The organism is Micromonospora sp. NBC_01699 (genome assembly GCF_036250065.1).
Classification (GTDB): Bacteria; Actinomycetota; Actinomycetes; order Mycobacteriales; family Micromonosporaceae; genus Micromonospora_G.
The window spans coordinates 4,300,800-4,322,209 of sequence record NZ_CP109199.1; the positions used below are offsets into that span (position 1 = coordinate 4,300,800).

The 21,410-nt window shown below is 69.9% G+C and carries 12 protein-coding genes; 5 read left to right on the forward strand and 7 right to left on the reverse strand.

Features of this window, described 5'->3' with window-relative positions; translation table 11 throughout:
• Window positions 1-149 precede the first annotated feature (149 nt).
• Together OG792_RS18560 and OG792_RS18565 are read right to left on the reverse strand one after the other, a co-directional pair.
• Complete coding sequence (locus OG792_RS18560; protein WP_329100539.1) at window positions 150-2,162, reverse strand: FAD-dependent oxidoreductase; 2,013 nt, start codon at window positions 2,160-2,162, stop codon at window positions 150-152.
• A 98-nt stretch (window positions 2,163-2,260) separates the two neighbouring features.
• A complete protein-coding gene (locus tag OG792_RS18565; protein WP_329100541.1) occupies window positions 2,261-3,394 on the reverse strand; it encodes an alpha/beta hydrolase in 1,134 nt (377 codons plus the stop codon).
• Window positions 3,395-3,652: 258 nt separating this feature from the next.
• Between OG792_RS18565 and OG792_RS18570 the strand changes: the two genes are divergently transcribed.
• A complete protein-coding gene (locus tag OG792_RS18570; protein WP_329100543.1) occupies window positions 3,653-4,846 on the forward strand; it encodes a glycoside hydrolase family 3 protein in 1,194 nt (397 codons plus the stop codon).
• Window positions 4,847-4,862: 16 nt separating this feature from the next.
• Here OG792_RS18570 and scpA read toward each other — a convergent pair whose 3' ends face one another.
• The 4 genes from scpA to OG792_RS18590 form a co-directional block, all read right to left on the reverse strand.
• Window positions 4,863-7,118, reverse strand: coding sequence for a methylmalonyl-CoA mutase (gene scpA / locus OG792_RS18575; RefSeq protein ID WP_329111317.1), 2,256 nt, complete (start codon window positions 7,116-7,118; stop codon window positions 4,863-4,865).
• Window positions 7,119-7,159: 41 nt separating this feature from the next.
• Window positions 7,160-8,932: a methylmalonyl-CoA mutase family protein gene (locus OG792_RS18580; protein ID WP_329100546.1), complete on the reverse strand. Its 1,773-nt coding sequence runs from the start codon at window positions 8,930-8,932 to the stop codon at window positions 7,160-7,162.
• A 128-nt stretch (window positions 8,933-9,060) separates the two neighbouring features.
• Window positions 9,061-15,414, reverse strand: coding sequence for a type I polyketide synthase (locus OG792_RS18585; RefSeq protein WP_329100548.1), 6,354 nt, complete (start codon window positions 15,412-15,414; stop codon window positions 9,061-9,063).
• A gap of 63 nt (window positions 15,415-15,477) precedes the next feature.
• Window positions 15,478-16,785: a beta-ketoacyl synthase N-terminal-like domain-containing protein gene (locus tag OG792_RS18590; RefSeq protein WP_329100550.1), complete on the reverse strand. Its 1,308-nt coding sequence runs from the start codon at window positions 16,783-16,785 to the stop codon at window positions 15,478-15,480.
• Window positions 16,786-17,760: 975 nt separating this feature from the next.
• Between OG792_RS18590 and OG792_RS18595 the strand changes: the two genes are divergently transcribed.
• Both OG792_RS18595 and OG792_RS18600 read left to right on the forward strand, forming a co-directional pair.
• Window positions 17,761-18,345 (forward strand): hypothetical protein, encoded by a 585-nt coding sequence (locus OG792_RS18595; protein WP_329100552.1) that lies wholly within the window; start codon window positions 17,761-17,763, stop codon window positions 18,343-18,345.
• A 163-nt stretch (window positions 18,346-18,508) separates the two neighbouring features.
• Window positions 18,509-19,282, forward strand: a complete 774-nt coding sequence (locus OG792_RS18600; protein ID WP_329100553.1) for an ABC transporter permease — start codon at window positions 18,509-18,511, stop codon at window positions 19,280-19,282.
• On the opposite strand, the gene OG792_RS18605 is transcribed toward OG792_RS18600, so the two are convergent.
• Window positions 19,257-20,168 (reverse strand): M56 family metallopeptidase, encoded by a 912-nt coding sequence (locus OG792_RS18605; protein WP_329100555.1) that lies wholly within the window; start codon window positions 20,166-20,168, stop codon window positions 19,257-19,259. The genes OG792_RS18600 and OG792_RS18605 overlap by 26 nt on opposite strands.
• A 97-nt stretch (window positions 20,169-20,265) precedes the next feature.
• On the opposite strand from OG792_RS18605, the gene OG792_RS18610 reads away from it, so the two are divergent.
• Window positions 20,266-20,670 carry a BlaI/MecI/CopY family transcriptional regulator gene (locus OG792_RS18610; RefSeq protein ID WP_329100557.1) on the forward strand — a complete coding sequence of 135 codons (405 nt, stop codon included), beginning with the start codon at window positions 20,266-20,268 and terminating at the stop codon, window positions 20,668-20,670.
• 110 nt (window positions 20,671-20,780) lie between these two features.
• Window positions 20,781-21,335 carry a hypothetical protein gene (locus OG792_RS18615; RefSeq protein ID WP_329100559.1) on the forward strand — a complete coding sequence of 185 codons (555 nt, stop codon included), beginning with the start codon at window positions 20,781-20,783 and terminating at the stop codon, window positions 21,333-21,335.
• Window positions 21,336-21,410: the final 75 nt, after the last annotated feature.

The following is a 21,410-nucleotide window of genomic DNA, read 5'->3' on the forward strand; positions in this document are numbered from 1 at the left end:
CCGATCTTGCAGTTGTGGTTGTTCACAGAGCATCCCAAACCCGACATACCGGGAGCCACAACTGCAAGATCAACGCGAGCGGGGGTGGGGTGGGGGGCGGGGGGGGGTGGGAGGGGTGGGGTGGGGGTGGGAGGGGTGGGGGGTGGGGGTTAGGCGGCGACGAAGCGGGTGGCGTCGGCGACTACGTAGCCGGTGGTGTTTTCGGTTCGGATGAGGAGGCTGCCGGCGGTGCCGGCGGTGAAGGGGTAGCTGCCGAGGGAGACCCACTGGCCGCCGGCGGACCGCTGGTCGACGGTGCGGGTGGTGATGCCACCGCTGTGCACGATGTCCACGGGTACGTTGCTGGCCCGGTTCTCGTGCGCGGTCCAGCGCAGGTAGACCGCGTACGTGCCGGCGGACGGCAGGGTCGGGGTGAACCGCATCCGGTTGACGCCCTTGGCGGTGTTGTCGTCGTGCTCGTAGTCGGGGCCGTAGTAGCCGCCGATCGAGGTGCTGCTCAACCAGGTGCCGGCCCTGGTGACCCCGCTGCCGGCCCGGCTGTCGAGGATCACCTCGCCGGCGACCGGCGGCGGCCAGACCAGCAGTTGGCCGTCGGCGAGCAGCCGGGTGCGCAACGCCGGGTAGTTGACGTCCTGCACGGCCGCGCCCGAGTCGATCGCCTGCAACGCCGCGGTGGCCGCCGACTGGGCGAGGATCATGAAGACCGGCTCCATCCGGATCGACCCGTACGCGATGTGGCTCGCCGCCAGGCAGACCGGTACGAACAGGTTGGCGCACTGGCCCCGGGCCGGCACAATCGACCGGTAGCTGATCGAGTACGGCGCGGGAACGCCGATCTGCACGTCACCCTCGTTGCGGACCCGGCCGCCGACCACCACCCGCTGGCAGTTGTGCGAGTCCATCGTGTAACTGGCCAAGCCGACCGGGTCGGTGACCGTCTCCTGGCCACGGCAGTTGCGCTCGGTCATCACGTACGCCGAGACCATCCGCCGGGCCTCGCGGACGTAGAGCTGTGGCGGCCACCCGCCGGTGCCGGTGAACTCGTCCGGTGCCAGTCCCCACGACCCGGTCGCCGACCTGATCGACGCCGGCAGCCGCGAGTCGTTGGCCAGGAACCACATCAGTCCCTGCTGGTAGGCACTGTGGTCGGCCGCCAAGCTGTCCCGGGCGGCGTAACTCGCGGTCGGGTACGCGTAGTTGGCGCCGATGAAGTCGGTGGAGAACGCCCCGTTGTTGTTGGAGTCGGTCTTGCCGTTGCCCACCCCGTGGGTGGTGAAGAACGGGCCGGTCCAGCCCGCCTGGACGTAGCGCAGCAGCAGTTCGTAGTCGGTGGCGTCGTAGCCGGCCGGGCGCGGGAACGGGATCCGGTTGGCCGCCTGGGTCAGGCACATCCGGTAGTTGTACGCCTGGATCAGGCCGTCACCGGTCCCGTTGGGCGCCACCGGGGCGGCCGAGATACCGGGCAGCAGCCCACTGGCCGGGCTGCCCGCCACCACGTACGGGTCGACCGGGAAGTTGAACTGGTGCCCGTTGCGAAGCTGCACCCCGTTGATCGTCTCGCCGTAGCTGCTGTTGCTCTCCCGGCCCACCGTCCAGGTCACGCCCGCCCGGTGCATCAGGTCGCCCTCGTAGCTGGCGTCGACGAACATCGGTCCCCGGAACACCTGGCCGTTGTCGGCGACGATCTCGGTGATCCGGTTGCCGGCCATGGTGACCGCGGACAGCCGGGTGCCGTAGTAGACCGGTACGCCCGACTCGGCCAGCAGGTCGTCGAAGACGGCACGGGCGACGTGCGGCTCGAAGGTGAACCGGGCCGGTGAGGTCGGGGTGACCGGGGTTCCGGCGTACTTGGCGTGCACCCGGCGGTAGAACTCGCCGGCGATCCCCTTGATCGCGGACTGGGTGCCGCTGTCGGTCATGCCGAGGCCACCGGTGGTCAGACCGCCGAGGTGGGTGCCCGGTTCGAGCACCACGGCGGTGCGGCCCATCCGGCGGGCCTGCACGGCGGCGACGATGCCGGCCGAGGTGGCGCCGTAGACCACCAGGTCGGCGGGGACGACGGCGGCGGCGAGGGCGGCGGTCGACAGGGCCGGCACACCGGCGACGACGACGGTGGCGCCGCCGACACGCAACAGCGTGCGGCGGGTGATCGGATGGGGCATGGCGCGCGACTCCTCCGTCAGTGGAATCGGGAGCGCGCCGCCGCATCCCTCGAATCACCCAAGACTCTCGGGCCGCCGTCCGACGTTGTCAAGGTCGTCTATCCGGTACGCCGAAATCCCGCACCCGGCTCGGCCGCCTCGATCCGCTCGGCTTGCTCGACCCGCTCGACCCGCTCGGCTTCCTCGGCTTCCTCGGCTTCCTCGGGCCGCTCGGCTTGCTCGGGGGCGCCGTGGCCCTCGTAGAGGTCGAGGTAGAGCCGGTTCAGCTCGTCGGCCAGGTCGTTGACCCTGTCCGGTCGTACGATGTCGTGCCCCAGCCCCAGTTCCCGGCCCAGCCGGTGCACGCGCAACGGCAGGTTGTTCGCCTCGGCCAGCCTCCGGGGCAGGTCGACGGCGGCCCGCCGGTCGATCGACTCGTCGTTGTCGGAGAACGCGACGGCCACCGTACGCAGGTCGCCGTGGACCGGCACCACCCTCAGGTTGATCGTGATCCGCAGGTACTGGGACAGTGCGGAGAGCCAGAAGCCGGTCCCGGTGACCTGGCGGTCGGGCAGGACACGAAACCCGAACAGTACGGTCAGCGGCTTGATCAAATAGCCCGGCGCCTTCGCCGGGTTCACGCCGTAGAACGGGGCGAGTACGAGCAGCCGGCGCACCACGTCGGAGCGGTACTGGGCCAGCCAGGTGCCGAGCACGGCACCGCCGGAGATGCCGACGACACCCACCTCCTCCCCCAGCCCGGCCGCGATGTTGATCGACTCGTTCGCGTACCCGACCAGGTCGATCGCGTTGAGCCGCCCCTCCGCCCGCCGGTCGACCAGGCCGTGTCCTGGCTCGCGGGGCACGTAGACGTTGTAGCCGTGGTCGAAGTAGAAGCGGGCCAGGTTCGCGAACTGGGCCGGCGAGACCGTGTAGCCGTGCAGCATCAGGACGGCTCTGGCGGTGCGGGTGCCGTGGGTGAGCAGGACGCTCCCGGCCTCGGGCGCCACCGCCGGATCGTCCCGGTCGGCGGCGACGATCTTCGCGGCGCGGGCGACAACAGTGTCGTAGTCGGGCGACTCGACCAGCACCCGCCGCAGCCGTCCGCTGCGCAGCGGCCACGCGTACACCACCAGCACGGGGAGGAGCAGCAGCAGGACCAGCGCCCCGACCACTATCGCGAGCCAGGGGAGAAAACCGCCGCCGAGGTACGCCGCCGAGTAGTGCCACACGTGGTTCGAGGGGTGGTCCAAGGGTTCACCTGCCGTCACCGGGGCTGACGTACGCCCGCCGGGTGTACGTACCGGAAACGGTAGTTACGGAGGTCCCGTAACCGCCCGTGGCTGTGGTCGGGATCATGCCCGTACCGCCGTCACCGCTGGGCCATCGCCGTGCCGGCCGCCCGTACGCGATCGACCTTTCAACCCGCACAACCGGTGCCGGGGCGAGCCGCCTGTCGAAGAGGCGCGATATGGCCGCGAAGCCCGGCGACCGGCCGTAGCGTGGGAAACGTGACGGACGCTCAGCTGACTCGCCGGCTGCTGCTCACGGGCATCGGCTCGGCCGCGGTGGCGGCGGGCCTCGCCGGCTGCGGGTCGTCCACGGCGAAGACACCGACGCGTCCGGTGGCGGCCTCGCCCCGACTGTCGACCTCCCAGCCGACCGGGACCGCGACGTTCGACGAGGCCGCGCTCCGCCGGAAGATCGCGAGCCTGCTCGTGGTCGGCTTCCGAGGCGAGGCGGTCGGCGCCGACTGGATAGTGAAGGCGGTCCGGAACGGCCTCGGCGGGGTCATCCTGTTCGACCGTGACCTGAAGACGGACGCCCCGCGCAACATCACCTCACCGGGTCAGGTCACCGCCCTCGTCAGGTCCCTGCGGCAAGCGTCGCCCGGACGGCTCATCGTCTCGATCGACCAGGAAGGCGGCCGGGTGGCCCGACTCAACCCGACCAACGGCTTCCCCGCCACCCGTTCGCAGGCCGAGATCGGCGCCGCGAACTCGCCGTCGACCACCCGGATGTGGGCCCAGGGCCTGGTACGCGACCTCACGTCGATCGGCGTCAACCTCAACTACGCGCCCGTGGTCGACCTGGACCTGAACCCGAACAATCCCGCGATCGGCAAGCTCGACCGCAGTTTCTCCGCCAATGCCGACGTCGTCGTCACGAACGCCACCGAGGAGATCCGGGTCCACCGCGCGGCCGGCGTCAGGACGAGCATCAAACATTTTCCGGGCTTCGGCAGCGCCACCGGGAACACGGACTTCGCCGTCGTGGATGTCAGCAGTACCTGGAAGCGGACCGAACTCGAACCCTTCCGAAAGCTGATCGACAGCGGAACCGCCGACTCGGTCCTGGTCGCACACCTGCTCATCCGGCAACTCGATCCGAACCTTCCCGCGTCACTGTCGCCGGCGGTCGTCACGGACCTGCTCCGTGGTGAGTTGGGCTGGAAGGGTCCCGTGGTCAGCGACGACATGCAGGCCGTCGCCATCACGAGCAAGTTCGGCCGGGACGAGTCGGTCGCGCTGGCGCTCGAAGCCGGCCTCGATCTGCTCGTGTTCGGAAACCAACAGGTGTACGACACGAAGATCGTCGACGAGACACTCGACAATGTCGTCAACCTGGTCCGGACGGGGCGCCTCACCGAGGCTCGAATCGATCAGTCGGTCACCCGCGTCAACGCACTCCGGCCGAAGAGCTGACCGTCGTTCAACAGCGTCAGTTTTGCTCGGCCGTCGGGTGGCCGAGTCGTTTGGTGAGTTGGGTGAGGAGGTCGAGTGCGGCGTTGGGGATGATGGTTCCGGGTGGGAAGATCGCGGTTGCTCCGGCTGCGCGAAGTGCGTCGAAGTCTTGTTCGGGGATGACGCCGCCGACGATGATCATGATGTCGGGGCGGTCGAGGTCGGTGAGTGCGTCGCGGAGTGCGGGTACGAGGGTGAGGTGGCCGGCGGCGAGGGAGTTGACGCCGATGATGTGGACGTCGGCTTCGACGGCTTGGCGGGCGACTTCGGTGGGGGTTTGGAACAGGGGGCCGACGTCGACGTCGAAGCCGAGGTCGGCGAAGGCGGTGGCGATGACTTTCTGGCCTCGGTCGTGTCCGTCCTGGCCCATTTTCGCGATCAGGATGCGGGGTTGGCGTCCTTCGGCGGTGGCGAACGCCGCGGTGGCGGTCCGGGTTTGTTCGATGGTGGTGTTGGTGCCGGCTTCGTTGCGGTACACGCCGGTGATGGTACGGATCTGGGCGGTGTGTCGGCCGTAGACATCCTCTAGGGCGTTGCTGATTTCTCCGATGGTGGCGTTGGCGCGGGCGGCGTTCACGGCGAGGGTGAGCAGGTTCTGGTCGAGGTTGGTGTGTGTGGCGGGTTCGGTGGCGGCGGCGTTGCGGAGGTTGTCGAGGGCGGTCGCCCATGCCCGGGGGTCGCGTTCGGTGCGGAGGCGGTGGAGTTTGTTGAGTTGTTCGGTGCGGACGGCGGTGTTGTCGACGCGTAGGACGTCGATGGGTTCGGTGGTGGTGGGTTGGTGGGTGTTGACGCCGATGACGGGTTGGCGGCCGGAGTCGATTCTGGCTTGGGTGCGGGCGGCGGCTTCTTCGATGCGGAGTTTGGGGATGCCGGCGTTGATCGCGGCGGCCATCCCGCCGGCGGTTTCGATTTCCTGGATGTGGGCCCAGGCGCGGGTGGCGAGGTCGTGGGTGAGGCGTTCGATGTAGTGGCTGCCGCCCCAGGGGTCGATGACACTCGTGGTGCCGGATTCCTGGGTGAGGAGGAGTTGGGTGTTGCGGGCGATCCGGGCGGAGAAGTCGGTGGGTAGGGCGAGGGCTTCGTCGAGGGCGTTGGTGTGCAGGGACTGGGTGTGGCCCTGGGTGGCGGCCATCGCTTCGACGCAGGTGCGGACGACGTTGTTGTACACGTCCTGGGCGGTCAGGGACCAGCCCGACGTCTGGGAGTGGGCCCGCAGGGACAACGACTTCGGGTTCTTCGGCTCGAACTGGCGGACGAGTTTGGCCCAGAGGAGGCGGGCGGCGCGGAGCTTCGCGACCTCCATGAAGAAGTTCATGCCGATACCCCAGAAGAACGACAGTCTCGGGGCGAAGGCGTCGATGTCGAGGCCGGCGGCTTGGCCGGCGCGGAGGTACTCGATGCCGTCGGCGAGGGTGTAGGCGAGTTCGAGGTCGGCGGTCGCGCCGGCTTCCTGGATGTGGTAGCCGGAGATCGAGATCGAGTTGAACCGGGGCATCCGGGTCGAGGTGTAGGCGAAGATGTCGGAGATGATCCGCATCGACGGTCCGGGTGGGTAGATGTAGGTGTTACGGACCATGAACTCTTTCAGGATGTCGTTCTGGATCGTCCCGGACAACTGTTCCGGGGCCACTCCCTGTTCCTCGGCGGCCACGATGTACAGGGCGAGGATGGGTAGGACGGCCCCGTTCATCGTCATCGACACGCTCATCCGGTCCAACGGGATCCCGTCGAACAACTCCCGCATGTCCAGGATCGAGTCGATCGCGACCCCGGCCATCCCCACATCCCCGACCACCCTCGGGTGATCCGAGTCGTAACCCCGGTGCGTCGGTAGGTCGAACGCCACCGACAACCCCTTCTGCCCCGCCGCCAGATTCCGCCGGTAGAACGCGTTCGACAGCGCCGCGGTGGAGAAGCCGGCGTACTGGCGGATCGTCCACGGCTGGGTGGTGTACATCGTCGGATACGGACCCCGCACAAACGGGACCACACCCGGAAACGTATCCAGAAAATCCACACCCTCAACGTCCGTCGCGGTGTAGAGCGGAGCAACGCTGATCCCCTCCGGCGTCTCCCACACCAAAGATTCAGGACCGGTACCGGTCCGGTCCCGGACCGCGTCCGCCCACCGACCCGGATCCACCACCGGATCCGGAACACCCAACCCCAGATCCGAAAAATCCGGAATCAGACCCGACAAATCCGGGCCCAGGTTCGGGTTCGGGTCCGGCATCAGGTTCGGGTTCGGGCCTGGGTTCGGGTTCGGGTTCGGGTTCATGCCACCTCCAGGTCAGCCAGCGTCGTTTGGAGGACCCGTACCGCGTCACAGCCGGTGAACAGGTAGGAATCCACCCCGTCGTACCCACCGGGCGGACCAGCCAGCCAAATTCGTACCGCACCCACCGCGGTCAACGCCGCCGCGACCGGTGACGCCAACGTCGTATACGCCTTATCCGTACCGCACACACAAGCGACGGTGGCGCCGGAGGCGACGAACGCCGCCACGATCCCGTCCGGATCGGTCCCCGGGCCGCCGCGGACGGTGGTGATCCCACCGGCGGCGAACAGGTTCGCCGCGAACGACGCCCGAGCCGTATGCGCCGCGACCGGGCCGAGAGTCGCCAAAAACACGGTCGGGGCGATGCCGGTGGTCGCGATATGCGTCTCGGCCCGATCCCGTAGATCCTCGAACACCTCCGCATACCGGTGCCGGGGTAACCCACCACCGGGTGAAGTCGGTGCCGGGGGGCGGACCGGTCGACGCTCCTCCAGATTCGGGAACTCACTCACCCCCGTGATCGGATCCCGCCGATGAGCCAGGTTCTCCACCCGCCGACCCCACGTGCCGGCCAACCGATCACCGACCAAGCCACTGCTCAGGGCGGCAGACAAACCACCGGCCCGCTCAATCTCGGTAAACCACACCCAGGCCGCCTGGGCGAGATCCTCGGTCAAACGCTCCACATACCACGAACCACCCGCCGGATCGATCACCCGACCCACATTCGCCTCCGCCAACAACAACGACTGCGTATTCCGGGCGATCCGACGACTGAACCCATCCGGCAACCCGAGTCGGGCGTCGAACGGCGCCACCGTCACCGCGTCCGCACCACCCACCCCCGCCGCGAAACACGCCAAGGTCGTCCGGAGCATATTCACCCACGGATCACGAGCCGTCATCATCGCCGCCGACGTCACCGCATGCTGCCGCTGCCCACCCACCCCACCCACACCACACACCTGCGCCACCCGCCCCCACAACCGCCGCGCCGCCCGCAACTTCGCCACACCCAAAAACTGATCAGCACCCACCGCATACCGAAACTCCACCAAACCCAAAGCAGCAGCCGGATCAAGACCAGCACCGGTCAACGCCCGCAAATACGCCACCCCCGCCGCGATCGAACACCCCAACTCCTGCGCATCACTACCACCCGCATCGTGAAACACCGTCGCGTCGATCGTCACCGCCCGCAGACCGGGATACTCCGCCGCACACCGCACAGCCAGGGCGGCGGCAGGCCGCAGGTCGGCGACCTCACCCGTACGAGCCTGCCAACCCAACGGATCAACACCCAAACTCCCGGACAACTGTCCCGGAGCCACACCCACACCATCAGCCAACCCGAACAACGCCGCAGCCGCCACCTCCGTCAACGGACCAGCATCCAACACCACCCCGACCATATCGAGAAACACACCATCGAGAACCACCGGCAACGCCGCCGGATCCACACCACCCGAACCCAACACCAACCAAACCGACGTACCACCATTTTCCAGATCCGCGAGGATCGCCTCGTTCGTCACCACCGGATCAGGATCCACATGACGCTGCCGCACATCCCAACCCGAACCCACCGACCGACCACCACGAGTAAACGGCGACAACCCCGGCAAACCAGCCGACACAACAGCATCCGCAGCGGTATACAACGGCGCAACATGGATACCGTCGTACGTCATCCGGGCCAGTAGTTCCTCGGCCGCCGCCGGGCTGGTCGACTCGTCGGCGGCGCCGCTCTTGCGCAGCACCGTCAGCACCAGCTCCTGCCACTGCGCCCGGGTCACCGGTGTGGCCGGAGCGGGAAGGGTTTCCGGCATGGCTGTTCGCCCTTCCCACTCCGGTCCGTACGTCATGGTTTGCCTTTGCCTTTGTCTCGGTCGTGGCCTCAGCCGTCGCTTCGCTTCGGGCCGAACAGGTCGAGGTCCATGTACTCGGCCAGGCCGGTCGCGAGTTCGGCCAGCGTCGGGTGCTTCCACACGAAGTTGCCCGGCAACTTCACCCGCAGTCCGCCCTCAAGCCGGGTACGCAACTCCAGGGAGAGCAGGGAGTCGAAGCCGAGGGCCCGCAGTGGAGTCTGTGGATCCAGGGTCGCGGCACCCAGCCGGAGTACGGCGCGGATGTGCCCGGTCAGATACTCCTCCAGCGCGGTCCGCCGGCCGAGCCCCGGCTCCAGCGCCTCCAGGTGGCCCCGGATGTCCGGGCTGTCGACCGACTCGTTCTGGTCCTGCTCCGTGCCGATGTCGAGCAGTTCGAACAGCGGAGACTGCCGCGCGTTGGAAGAGAGCCAGGTCTCCGGCTCACCGGGGACGACACCGGTCCGCACCCGGTGATGGGTGAGCAGTGCGCCGAGCGCGTGCAGGCCGGACGAGGTGGGGATGGTCTGGTAACCACGGTCGGCGAAGTTGGTCGCCACGCCGGTCTGTCCCCATGGCCCCCAGTTGACCGCGAGGGTGGGCAGCCCACGGGCGTTGCGCCAGGTGGCGAATCCGTCCAGCCACGCGTTCGCCGCCGCGTAGACACCCTGGCCGGCGTTGCCGAACAGCGAGGCCATCGAGGAGTAGAGCACGAACCAGTCCGGGGCGGATCGGTCCGCGCAGGCCTCGTGCAGGCGCCAGGCGCCGGTGACCTTGGGTGCCCAGACCCGGTCGAGCTGCGCGTCGGTGATGCCGGCGAGGGCGGCGTCGTCGAGCACCATCGCGGAGTGCACGACGCCACGCAGCACACTGCCACCGGCGTTCGCGACCGTCACCAGGCGTTCGGCGATGTCCGGCTCCGCGACGTCGCCGAGGACGACGGTCACCCGCGTCCCACCGCGTCGCAACTCGTCCAGCACCCGCTCGGTACGCCGCTCGGGCGGCGTACGACCGTTGAGGACGAGGTGGTTCGCGCCGTGCTCGGCCAGCCAGCGGGCGGTGGCGAGGCCGACGCCGCGAAGACCGCCGGTGATGATGTAACCGCCGTCGGACCGTACCGGAACGGGGTCCGACCGGACCGCGGTGGTCTTGCCCTGCTCGGGCATGGTGAGGACGAGTTTGCCGAGGTGCTCCGCGGCGGCCATGTCCCGGAACGCCGAGGGCGCGAGCGCCAACGGGTACGTCCGTTGCGGCAACGCGGAAAGCTTGCCGCTGGCTATCTCCGCCAGCACCTCCCGCAGGACCTCCGCGAGCAGGTCCGGCTGGCGTTCCTGCAACTCGGTGAGGTCCACCGTGCTCAGGCTGATGTTGTGCCGCAGCGGGGCGAGTCCGAGGGCGGTGTCGGAGATGATGTCGCGTACGCCGAGTTCCACGAACCGACCGAACGGGCGCAGGGTCTCCAGCCCGGCTCGGATCGCCGGCCCGGCCAGGGAGTTCAGTACGACATCCACCCCCTCCCCCGCCGTCGCGGCGCGGGTCTGGGCCGCGAAGTCCAGCGAGCGCGAGTCCATCACGTGCTCGATTCCCAGCTCGCGCAGGTAGCGGCGCTTCTCCTCGCTGCCGGCGGTGGCCAGGACCTCGGCGCCGAGCAGCCGGGCCACCCGTACGGCGGCCAGTCCGGTTCCGCCGGTGGCGGAGTGGATCAGGATCCGCTCGCCCGGCGCGAGGCGGGCCACGTGGCGCAGCGCGTACCAGGCGGTGGCGAAGCCGACGGGCAGTCCGGCGGCGGTGGCGAAGTCCAGTCCGGCGGAGATGGGGACCACGAAGACCGCGGGCACGGTGGCGAACGACGCGAAGGATCCGCCCCGCAGATCGAGGGCGAGCACCCGGTCGCCGGGGCTGACGTGGGTGACGTCCGGGCCGACCGCGTGGACCACACCGGCGCATTCGAGTCCGATGCGGTACTTCAGGTCGTCGCCGCCGGGCAGCAGGCCCATGACGGTGAGGACGTCACGGAAGTTCAGCCCCGCCGCCTGGACCTGGATCTCGACCTCGCCGGGACCGGGTGCCACCGGGGCGGTGATCGCGAGTTCGAGTCGGTCGGGTTCGCCGAGCCGACCGGCCCGGAGCCGGAACCGGTCCACTCCGTACCGGACGGGACGCACGGTGGCGGCGGTCCGTTCGGTGCTGGACAGCGGCGCGTACGCGAGCCGGGCCACCTGCCGGGTGCCGGCCCACAGGGCCACCTCGTCGTCCGGGGCGGCACCGAGCAGTTCGTCGACGAGCGCGTCCGGGGTCGGCTGTTCCGGGTCGGTGTCGATCAGGGTGGCCCGCAGTTCCGGATGTTCGTGGGCGAGGACGCGGAGCACCCCCCGTACGGCGGTGTGGCTGAGGTCGACCCGGTTGGCCCCGGCGACGGCCTGCCCGCCGTGGGTGATGACGTACAGCCTCGGCGGTTGTGGGTAGTGGGCGGTCACCGCCTGGGCGGCGGCCAGCAGGAGTCGGGTGTGGCGCATGGCGGCGATGCCCGGATCCGCTTCCGATGCCAACGGTGGTAGCACCAGCACCAGGCCCCTCGGCGGTGCGGGCCGGGCGGCGAGCCATTCGACCAGGGACGACCGGAGGGAGTCCAGCGACGCGAGCGGGTCCGGGGCGTTCCGGGTACGGGTGATCGCGCCGGACTGGAGCAGCAGCTTGCTCAGGTCCTGGGCCGCGCCGCCGGGTCCGCCGAGTACGGCCCACTCCCCCGGCCGTGCCGACCGGACCGGTGGGCGGGGTTCGGTGCGCCAGCCGACCTCAAGGAACCACTGGTCGACATCGACCGGGTCGTCGCTGCGGTGCCGGACGAACTCAAGGTCGTCGAGCACGGCCAGCACCACGCCGTCCTCGTCCAGCACGGTGACGGTGCCGCGCAGGGTCGACGCGTCGTCGTGGTCGATCCGGGCGATGCAGTAGGCGGCGGTCGCCGGGTCGCCGAGGACCCGCATCGCCCGCAGTCCGACCGGCAGCACCTGGTCCTGTCCGCCGTCCGCGATCACGCCGGCGACCAGCAGTTGCGCGCAGGCGTCGAGCAGGATCGGATGGACCCGCAGCGCGGACTGCGCGACGTCCACGGACGGTGGTTCGATCCGGGCGAGGTAGCTGCCGCCGTCGGCGGAGCTGTGCAGTTCCCGGATGATCGCGAACGCGGGACCATGGTCGATGCCCCGCTCCCGCAGCCCGCCGTAGAGCGCGGCCGGGTCGATCGCCACCGGGTGCCGGTCGGCGAGCGCCGGTACGGAGAGCACCCGGCGTTCCTCGGAGGGGACATGGCGCAGTCCGGCGATGGCGTGCCGGATCCACTCGCCGTCGTCCTCCCGGACCAGGAACTCGCACTCGGCCCGATCGGGTGCGACCACGGTGACGGTGGTGCCCAGCGCGGTCTGCTGGCCGAGCCGGAGCAGCTCGCGGAACTGCACGTCGGTGATCTCGATCTCCGCCGGGGTGGCGTCGAACACGGCGCAGGCGGCGTCCACCGCGACCGCGACGTACGCGGCACCGGGCAGCACCGGTTCGCCGTGTACCCGGTGGTCGGTCATCCACGGCAGGGCGGCGGTGCCGACCTCGCCGTGCCAGGCGTGCTGGGCCGGGGTGCCGGCGACCTCGGTGTACCAGCCGGGCAGGGTGCCGGCGGCGCCGGGGGTGCGGTCGGGTCGGGTGGTCGCCCCGAGGTCGGGAATCCAGTGCCGACGGCGGTCGAAGGTCATCGTGGGTACGTCGGCGAGGGCGCTGTCGGCGTACAGGACCGACCAGTCGACCGGTACGCCGACACAGTGCAGGGCGGCGAGCTGGGTCCGGAAGGTGCGTGACTCGTCCTCGTCGCGCAGCAGCGTGGGCAGGACCACCGGGTCGCTGCACAGGCCGCGCAGCACCTCCGCCACCGGCTGGGTCACCACCGGGTGGGGTGACACCTCGACGTACACGGTGTGCCGGTCGGCCGCGGCGGCGGTGACGGCGGCGGCGAAGCGGACCGGGCGGCGCAGGTTCGCGCACCAGTACGCCGCGTCGAACGCCGGTGCGTCGGCCGGGTCGTCGAGCACGGTGGAGTAGAACGGCACTTCGGTCGGACGGGGACGGAGGTCGGCGAGTGCGGTGGTGAGGTCGGCGAGCAGCGGATCGACCTGCGGGGAGTGGGATGCCACGTCCACCGCGATCTGTCGGGCCGGTACGCCGCGCGCGTCCCATTCCTCGACCAGTCGCCGGATGTGGGCGGCGTCGCCGGCCACCACCGTGGATTCGGCGGAGGCGATGACCGCCACCGAGACGGTGTCGGTCACCCCGGCGGCGGCGAGTTCGCCCTGTACGGCGTCGCGGTCGAGGCTGACACTGGCCATCGCCCCGGCACCGGCGATCCGCTCCAGCAGCGCCGACCGGCGGCAGATCACCTTGACCCCGTCGCTGACCGACAGGCCGCCGGCGACCACCGCCGCGGCAACCTCGCCCATCGAGTGGCCGATCACGCCGGCCGGTTCGACGCCGTACGCCCGCCAGGTCGCGGCGAGGGCGACCTGCATCGCGAACAGCACCGGTTGCACCCGGCCGCAGCCGCTGACGGCGGTGCCGTCGCGGATCACGTCGAGCACCGAGAAGCCGGCCTCGGCGAGGACCAGCTTGTCCACCTCGGTCAGTGCCCTGGCGAAGGCGGGCTCGTGTGCCAGCAGGGTTGCGCCCATGCCCGCCCACTGGGAGCCCTGGCCGGAGAAGACCCAGATCGGCCGGCGACTGATGCCGGCGCCGACCGCACCGGAGACGACCGCCGGATGAATCCGGCCGGCGGCGTACGACCGCAGCGCGCCGACCAGGTCCTCCCGGTTGTCGGCGACCACGCCGAGGCGGCCCCGGCCCGGGGATCGGCGCAGGGCGAGGGTGTGGGCGATGTCCCCGAGCGCGACCGGGGCGCCGTCCCGTTCGAGCCAGTCGGCGAGCCGCTCGGCCGCCACCGGTAGCGCCTCCGGTGACCCGGCCGGTACGAGGAACACACCGGGGCCGTTCGTTACGGCCGATGCGGTGGTCCCGGACCGGTGGCGGCGGCCGACCGGGGCCGGGGCCTGTTCCAGGATGACGTGGGCGTTCGTGCCGGAGAAGCCGAACGACGACACCGCCGCCAGTCGGCTCTCCTGCCCGGCGGGCCAGCCGACCACCTCGGTCGGCACGAACAGCCGGGTGTCCTCCGCGTCGATAGCCGGGTTCCAGCTGTTGAAGTGCAGGTTCGGCGCGATCTGGTCGGCCTGTAGGCAGAGTACGGCCTTGATCAGGCCGGTGACGCCGGCCGCGGGTTCCAGGTGGCCAATGTTCGTCTTCACCGATCCGAGTGCGCACGGGTGCTCGCCGGCGCCGTAGACGCTGGCCAGGCTCGCGAACTCGATCGGGTCGCCGACCGGGGTGCCGGTGCCGTGCGCCTCGATCAGCCCGATGTCGCCCGGCTCGACCCCGGCCGACCGTAGCGCCCGCTGGTACAGGGCCTGCTGCGCGGCACCCGACGGCGCGGTGAGCCCGTCGGAGCGACCGTCCTGGTTGACCGCACTGCCCCTGATCACGGCCAGCACCCGGTCACCGTCGCGGGTGGCGTCGGCCAGGCGCTTGACCACCACCACTGCGCATCCCTCGGAGCGGACGAAGCCGTCGGCGTCGGCGTCGAAGGTGTGGCAGCGGCCGGTCGGGGAGAGCATCTTCATCCGGGCGAACGACCTGGTGGTGGTCGGCCAGAGCCGCAGGTTGACCCCGCCGGCGAGGGCGGTGTCGCACTCCCCGGCCCGCAGTGCCTGTACCGCCAGGTGTAGTGCCACCAGGGAGGACGAGCACGCGGTGTCCAGTGAGACGCACGGGCCGCTGAGCCCGAGCAGGTAGGAGATCCGTCCGGCGGCGACGCAGAACCCGTTGGTGAGGATGGCGCCGGCCAGTTCCTCGGTCCGACCGGCGAGCTGCCGTACGTAGTCGTCGTAGCTGATGCCGGTGAACACACCGGTGGAGGTGCCGTCCAGCCGCTCCGGCGGCAGTCCGGCGTGCTCCAGCGCCTCCCAGGTCACCTCGATCAGCAGCCGCTGCTGCGGGTCGAGCACGTCCGCCTCCTGGCGGCCGACGCCGAAGAAGTCCGCGTCAAAGCCGGCGACGTCGCGCAGGAAGCCGCCGGCCCGGGGTACGCGTTCCCCGGCCGGTATCCGTCCCCCCAGGTCCGACATCTCGCCGCCGGTCCGTTCGACCGGCAACTCGCCCACCGCGTCCCGCCCGTCCACTAGCAACTGCCAGAGCGCCGCGGGCGAGTCGACGTCGCCGGGCAGGCGACATCCCATCCCGATGATCGCGATGGCCTGATTTTCCGGTCCGGCGTGTTCTGTTTTCTGGCGCACCGGAGTCCCCTTCCACTAACAATGTGAATACCTGGCGGGCGTGCTGGTGGTGACGTACCGGTGTCAGTCCGCTCGACCCAGCAGGATCGAGCTCTGTAGGCCGCCGAGCTGGTAGGTGAAGGTCAGGGCGTGGTCGAAGTCGAGCTTCCGGGTGGTCACCCCGGGTACGGGGTCGAACGGCAGGTCTTCGAGGGGTTCCTCGCAGTTGGCGGTGGGGCACACCTCGCCGTGTTGCATCATCAGCAGGGTCAGCGCCACACCGAGCGATCCGGTCGGTGCGCCGTTGTGCCCGAAGCACCCTTCCTGCGAGGTCATCAGCAGGTCCGCCGCCGCCGGGCCGTACAGGGTTCTGATCGCGTTGGACTCCAGGGTGGCCATGCCGCCGTCGCTGCCGCCGTGGATGTAGGGGACCTGCTTCAGGTCCCACTGCTGTCCGAGGCACTTGCGGACCGCCGACACCAGTCCGGCACCGCTGTCGTCACTGGCCAGCGGGTGGGCCAGCCCGTCCCGGACGACCGCCTGGGCCAGCACCCGGCCGTGGGGTCGGGCGCTCCGGCGTTCGGCGTGTTCCCGGCTCTCCAAGATGACGGTCGCGGCACCCTCGCCGTAGTTGACGCAGTGCGCCCGCCGGTCGTACGGCCGCATCAGCCGTTTGAAGGACAGCACCTCGTCCGGCAGCGGCATCGGCCGGTCCGCGGCGTCGAGTTGCTGGACGACCTCCACCAGTCCGAACAGGCGCTGGAGCAGGTCGAAACTCAGGGTGTCGACGCCGGTGACGACGGCGATCTCCACCTCGCCGGCGGCGATCATCCGGCGGGCGTTGTTGATCTGGACCGACGACGACGAGCAGCCGCAGGAGACGGTGAAACACGGGCCGGTGGAGCGGACCAGTGCCGACTGGGCCAGTGCCACATCGGACGGGGTGAGCGAGAGCGCGGTTTCGACGAAGATCCCGGCCGCGGCGGCGAGGTCGATCGTCTCCGAGTCACTACGGAGCATCGCGAGGTAGCTGCCGATGTTGGCGTCCACCCCGCCACGGGCGGCGAGGATCCCCGCCTCGGTGAGATCGTCGGTCCGGAAGTCGAGCCCGGCGTCCTCGCAGGCGGCGACCATCGCCACCAGCCCGAGCCGGTGGGCGTCGGTGAAGTGCTCGGCGAAGACGCCGGGCACGTCCGGCACGAGTTGCTCGAACATCCCCGCGGTGAGACCGACGGTGCCGTAGTAGACGCCCTCGTCGTTGCGGGTCAGGCAGCAGCGACCGGTGGAGGCGACCCGCCACATGTCGTCCGCGGTGGTGACCGGCTCGTTCTCTCCGGGCAGGCAGAAGCCCATGCCGGTGACCAGCACGTCGCGTCCGCTCGCGCCGGTCATGAGGGGCTACCCGAGGTCGACGGTACGAATGCTTTCATGATCTCTCTCCTTGAGAAAAGCGCGGACTTGGACACCGACTTGAAACCTCGCCGCAATATGGGTTGCATTTCCCGGCGGCCATTCGGCCGACAGACACAATGAACCCCCGGGATGGGGGCGGCAACGTCACCCGGCAGCCCGCGTGACGTCTACGCGGTGGTGGCGTCGTAGAATTCGACAGTTCTCAGTTCGGCGCCGGCACACAGCCGGAACACGAGACTCGGCGATGGAGACACCGCGTCGTCTCAGAATTCGCGCAAGCGCCAGCCTGCCTCTTTGTATGTTCGCGCCTTCGCGCGGAGCTGGCGGCGACAACCACGACGCCGAAATGTCAGACCCCAGCGGCGTGCACCGGGATCGAGCTTGACGCGAGCATATACATATGCCCAGACCCTTGCAAGGGTCACCACTCTGATCAAACGCCGCCGTCTCCGGACTCTTCGACAACAGCGCTCGAAAACCGAAAAATGTGAGGGCGAATCGATAATAGGCAGTTCTCAGATTTCCGCGGCAAGATGAAAGGTTTACTGTGCGGCCGGCCGGATCGCCGGTTACCGGAGCAGGTCGACCGCGCCGAAGTAAGCCCGGAGCGGCCCGATCGGACCCCCGGCCGACCCGCCACCCGCCCACCGGGAGGGCAGTCAGCGCTCAGGCGAGGCTCGAACTTCGATGCTGATCGATATATCACCGTTCACGCAGGTCACAGCCCTGGTTGACCGGACAGAACATCCACCGAGACAGATGTGAGATCTGCCCACATCTCCAGCAATGGCTACACAGCTCTCGTACGCGACATCTGGGATTTATCGTGACGGATCAATGACAGACGGACCGGAGCCGGGGCCGGTACGGTCGGACCACGCCGCGAGCCCGACAAACGGGGCCGATCCCCTGGTCGGCATGTTCCCGGCGAGGTCCCATCGCAAGGAGAAGACCATGGGCGTTTTCAAAACGACCTCGGCGAAAGCCCTCACCGCGTGTCAGGCCGGGCTCGGCGTCGCCGCCACCCTGCTCGCATTCGGTCTGCTTCCGCCCTCGACCGCCACAGCGAAAGCCGCCGACCCAGAGGTCGTCGCACCCCGCCTCATTCCAGTCCTGACAAACTTCAGAGACGATGGCATCGGGCTACCGGGGGCTGCCCCCTGTCCCGGCGGCACGGCAATCCGCGGCGACGCGGTACTCGGGACCCGGACCGGCGACACCTGGCTGGGCAACATTGTGTACGACTACTGCCTGATGTCGACCGGACTACCCGACCTGTTCACCCTGAGCGGGACGGCGTCGTTCGTCGGCACGATAGTCGGATGCGGAATCGGCAGTATCAGTTACAACGTTTCCAACGGAGTGGTACGGCCGGTTGCCGGCGCAAAGGCCGCCAACGGCTACCTGTCCTGGACAATGATCGACGGCACAGGCACCCTCGGTCTGGTCGGTGTGACCGCCGGCAGTGGTGCCGGAGTCCTCACCATGCAACGCAACTTCGCCAACGAAGGTTATTTCGTGGGCGTCGTCACCTGCTGAACCCGCCGGGCTCGCCGACCCACCGAGGCGGGCCCGGACAGCATGCCGGGCGCATGACCGTACAGCCGTCGGTCGTGCGCCCGCCGCCGTGTCACGGCGTGCCGCACCGCACGGTGGCGCACCGCCGGAGAATCCACCGCCGGCGGTCGGCCACAATGCGCTGATGAACGGCGCCTCGATCACCATCGGCCCGACCCTGTTCCCGGTCCTGGCGGCGCTGACCCTGCTCGCCGCGACCGTGTTCGGGCTGACCCGGCTCGGCTCGGGAGCGGCGGTGGTACGGGCGGCGGCACGGGCCGTACTGCAACTCGGCGCCGTCTCGCTGATCATCCTGACGGTGCTGGAATCCTGGTGGAGCACGTCCGCCTTCATCGCCGTCATGTACGTGGTGGCCTCGCTGACCTCGGCCCGCAGAATCAGCTCCGCGCGTGCCGGATGGGTCGCCGCACTCCCGATCGGACTCGGTGTACTGCCCGCGCTCGGGCTGCTCCTGGCAAGTCGGTCGCTGCCCGCGACACCGCTGGCGGTACTGCCGACGGCCGGAATCCTGATCGGTGGTGCGATGACCGCCACCACCCTCGCCGGCCGCCGCTCACTGGACGAACTACACGCCCGCCACGGCGAGTACGAGGCCGGGCTGGCGCTCGGGTTCGGTCGACGCGACGCCGTACTTGAGGTGTGTCGGGAGCCCGCCGGCCAGGCGCTCGTACCCGCGCTGGACCAGACCCGGACGGTCGGGCTGGTCACCCTGCCCGGCGCGTTCGTCGGCGTACTGCTCGGCGGGGCGAGCCCGGTGCAGGCCGGAGTGACGCAACTGCTCATCCTCGTCGCACTGCTCGCGGTGGAGACGATCGCCATCGCCGCCACGGTCGAGTTGATCGCCCGCGGCGTGCTGCGTCGGGACCCCTCACCTATCGGCCGGATCGGGCCGCGTTGAGCAGTTCGAACAGGTCGTAGATCGCCTCGCCGGTCCACACCAGCGAGGCCAGCGCCAGCGACACCGGCAGTGCCCGCAGCGCGGGCGAGCGGACGGGTGGGCGGGGGTGCAGCAGTCGCGCGACCCGGCGCGGAACGATGCCGCCGGGCGACGCGGCGTGCAGGATCCGCGGGATGTTCCGCTGCCCGGTCGCCGCCAGGGCGGCCACGCCGATGGCGTGTGCGACCGTACGGCGGCTGCCGACCTCGATCGCGGCCTGCTCGTCGGCGGCCCGTTCCACCAGGTAGTCGACCTGGCGGGCGACCCACCACAGGGCCGGATGGGTGGCGGCGGCGAGTTCGGCCAGCCGGACGAGCCGATGGTGACCGGCCGTCAGGTGCGCGTGCTCGTGGGCGAGCAGCGCGTCGAACTGGCGCTCGGTGAGCAGTTGGCGCAGGCCGGTGGTCACCACCACCCGACCGGGACGCCCCGGCACCGCGAACGCCTGCACCGACGGATCGGTGAGCAGCACGAGCGGACCGTCGCCGGGCAGCCCGACGGGTTCGAGGTCGAGCGCCCGACGGTGCCGGCGCCAGCGCCGGGCGACCGCCACCCCGGCGGTCACCAGCAGTGCCACGCTCAACCAGGGCGCCCAGGCCACATGGGCGGTGTCGTCCGCGACCACCCGCGACGACCAGCCGACCGTCCGCCCCACGGCCGGCACCTCGGCGACCGCCACCAACGCGAACACGGCGAGGTTGGTCATGCTGGCCGCGCCCACGACAGCGGCCGACCAGGCCAGGGTGACCGCGGCGATCGAGGGTGGCAACCGGTCGGCCAGCAACCGCATCGCCAGCACGATCAGCGGCGGGACCACCACCACCGACCACACGAAATGATCGAACATGCCCCTCCGTCCGGACCGGTCGAGTGTGCCACGCTTGGAGCCCGGACGGCACGACGACCGCGACCGGGCTCGGCCGCGGACCGATACAGTCAACCCGATGAGCACGACACAGCCCGCTCCCGGCGACAGGGCGTCCGAGAACGGTCGCCGACGTCCCGGTCAGCTCGAAGCTCAGGTGGTCACCATCCTCGTCGAGGCGACCGGGCCGTTGACCCCCGGCGAGGTCCGCGATCGGCTCGATCCGGGCGGGCCGCTGTCGTACAGCACGGTGGTGACCACGCTCACCCGGCTGTTCGACAAGGGTGCCGTCCGCCGGGAACGGGACGGTCGGGCCTACCGCTACGGCGCGGTACGCGACGCCGCCGGGCTGGTCGCCGAGCGGATGAGCCGGCTGCTGGCAGCCGAGCCCGATCGCACCTCGGTGCTGCGCCGGTTCGTCGGCACCCTGGACGACCGGGACGAGCGGATCCTGCGTGCCCTGCTGCGCGAGGACGCCGAGTGATGAGGCCGGCGAGGTAGGGGCGGATCGGGGACGCCCCGAGCGGCAACCTCGACGATCCGCCGGCCTTGGCCGTCGAGTCCCGCTCTGTTAACTTCTACAAACTGTAGAAGATGGCCTGCCGCGCGGGTCGGCGGGAGGGTTGCATCGCGGTGACCCCGGCACTGGACGATGTCCTGCTCGTACTGCTCGGCGAGCGTCCGTACAGCGCCCAGGACCTGCGCCAGCGGCATGCCACGCTGTTCGGCGACGGGCAGGCCGTCGACCTCGGTCGGGTGACCGCGGCACTGAATCGCCTGGAACGCTCCGGACACCTGCGGATCGAGGCCGCGGCGCCGGCCCGCAGACGCCATCGCAACCGACGCACGTACGTGCTGACCGTCGCCGGGCAGCACCGTCAGCGGTCGTGGTTGACCGAGATCCCGGCCGGCGCCGGGGTCGAGGACGTCCAGCTGCGCGGCATGCTCGCCGTCGAGGTCGCCGATCCGTCCACCTTCGACGCCTTCCTGGGCAACAGCCTGGATGTGGTCCGGCGACACCAGCGGGAGATCGCGGCCGACGGGGCGGGGCATCCGCCGGCGGTCCGCGCCCGGTTGGCGTACGCGCACGAGCTGAGCCGGGCGCTCGTGCTCTGGCTGCATCAACTGCCCAACCTGCGCCGACCGTAGCCCCCTCCGGGTCGGAAGTTGACATCTACAACATGTAGATGCAACAGTTCCTCAGGTAAGGCAACCCTAATTGAG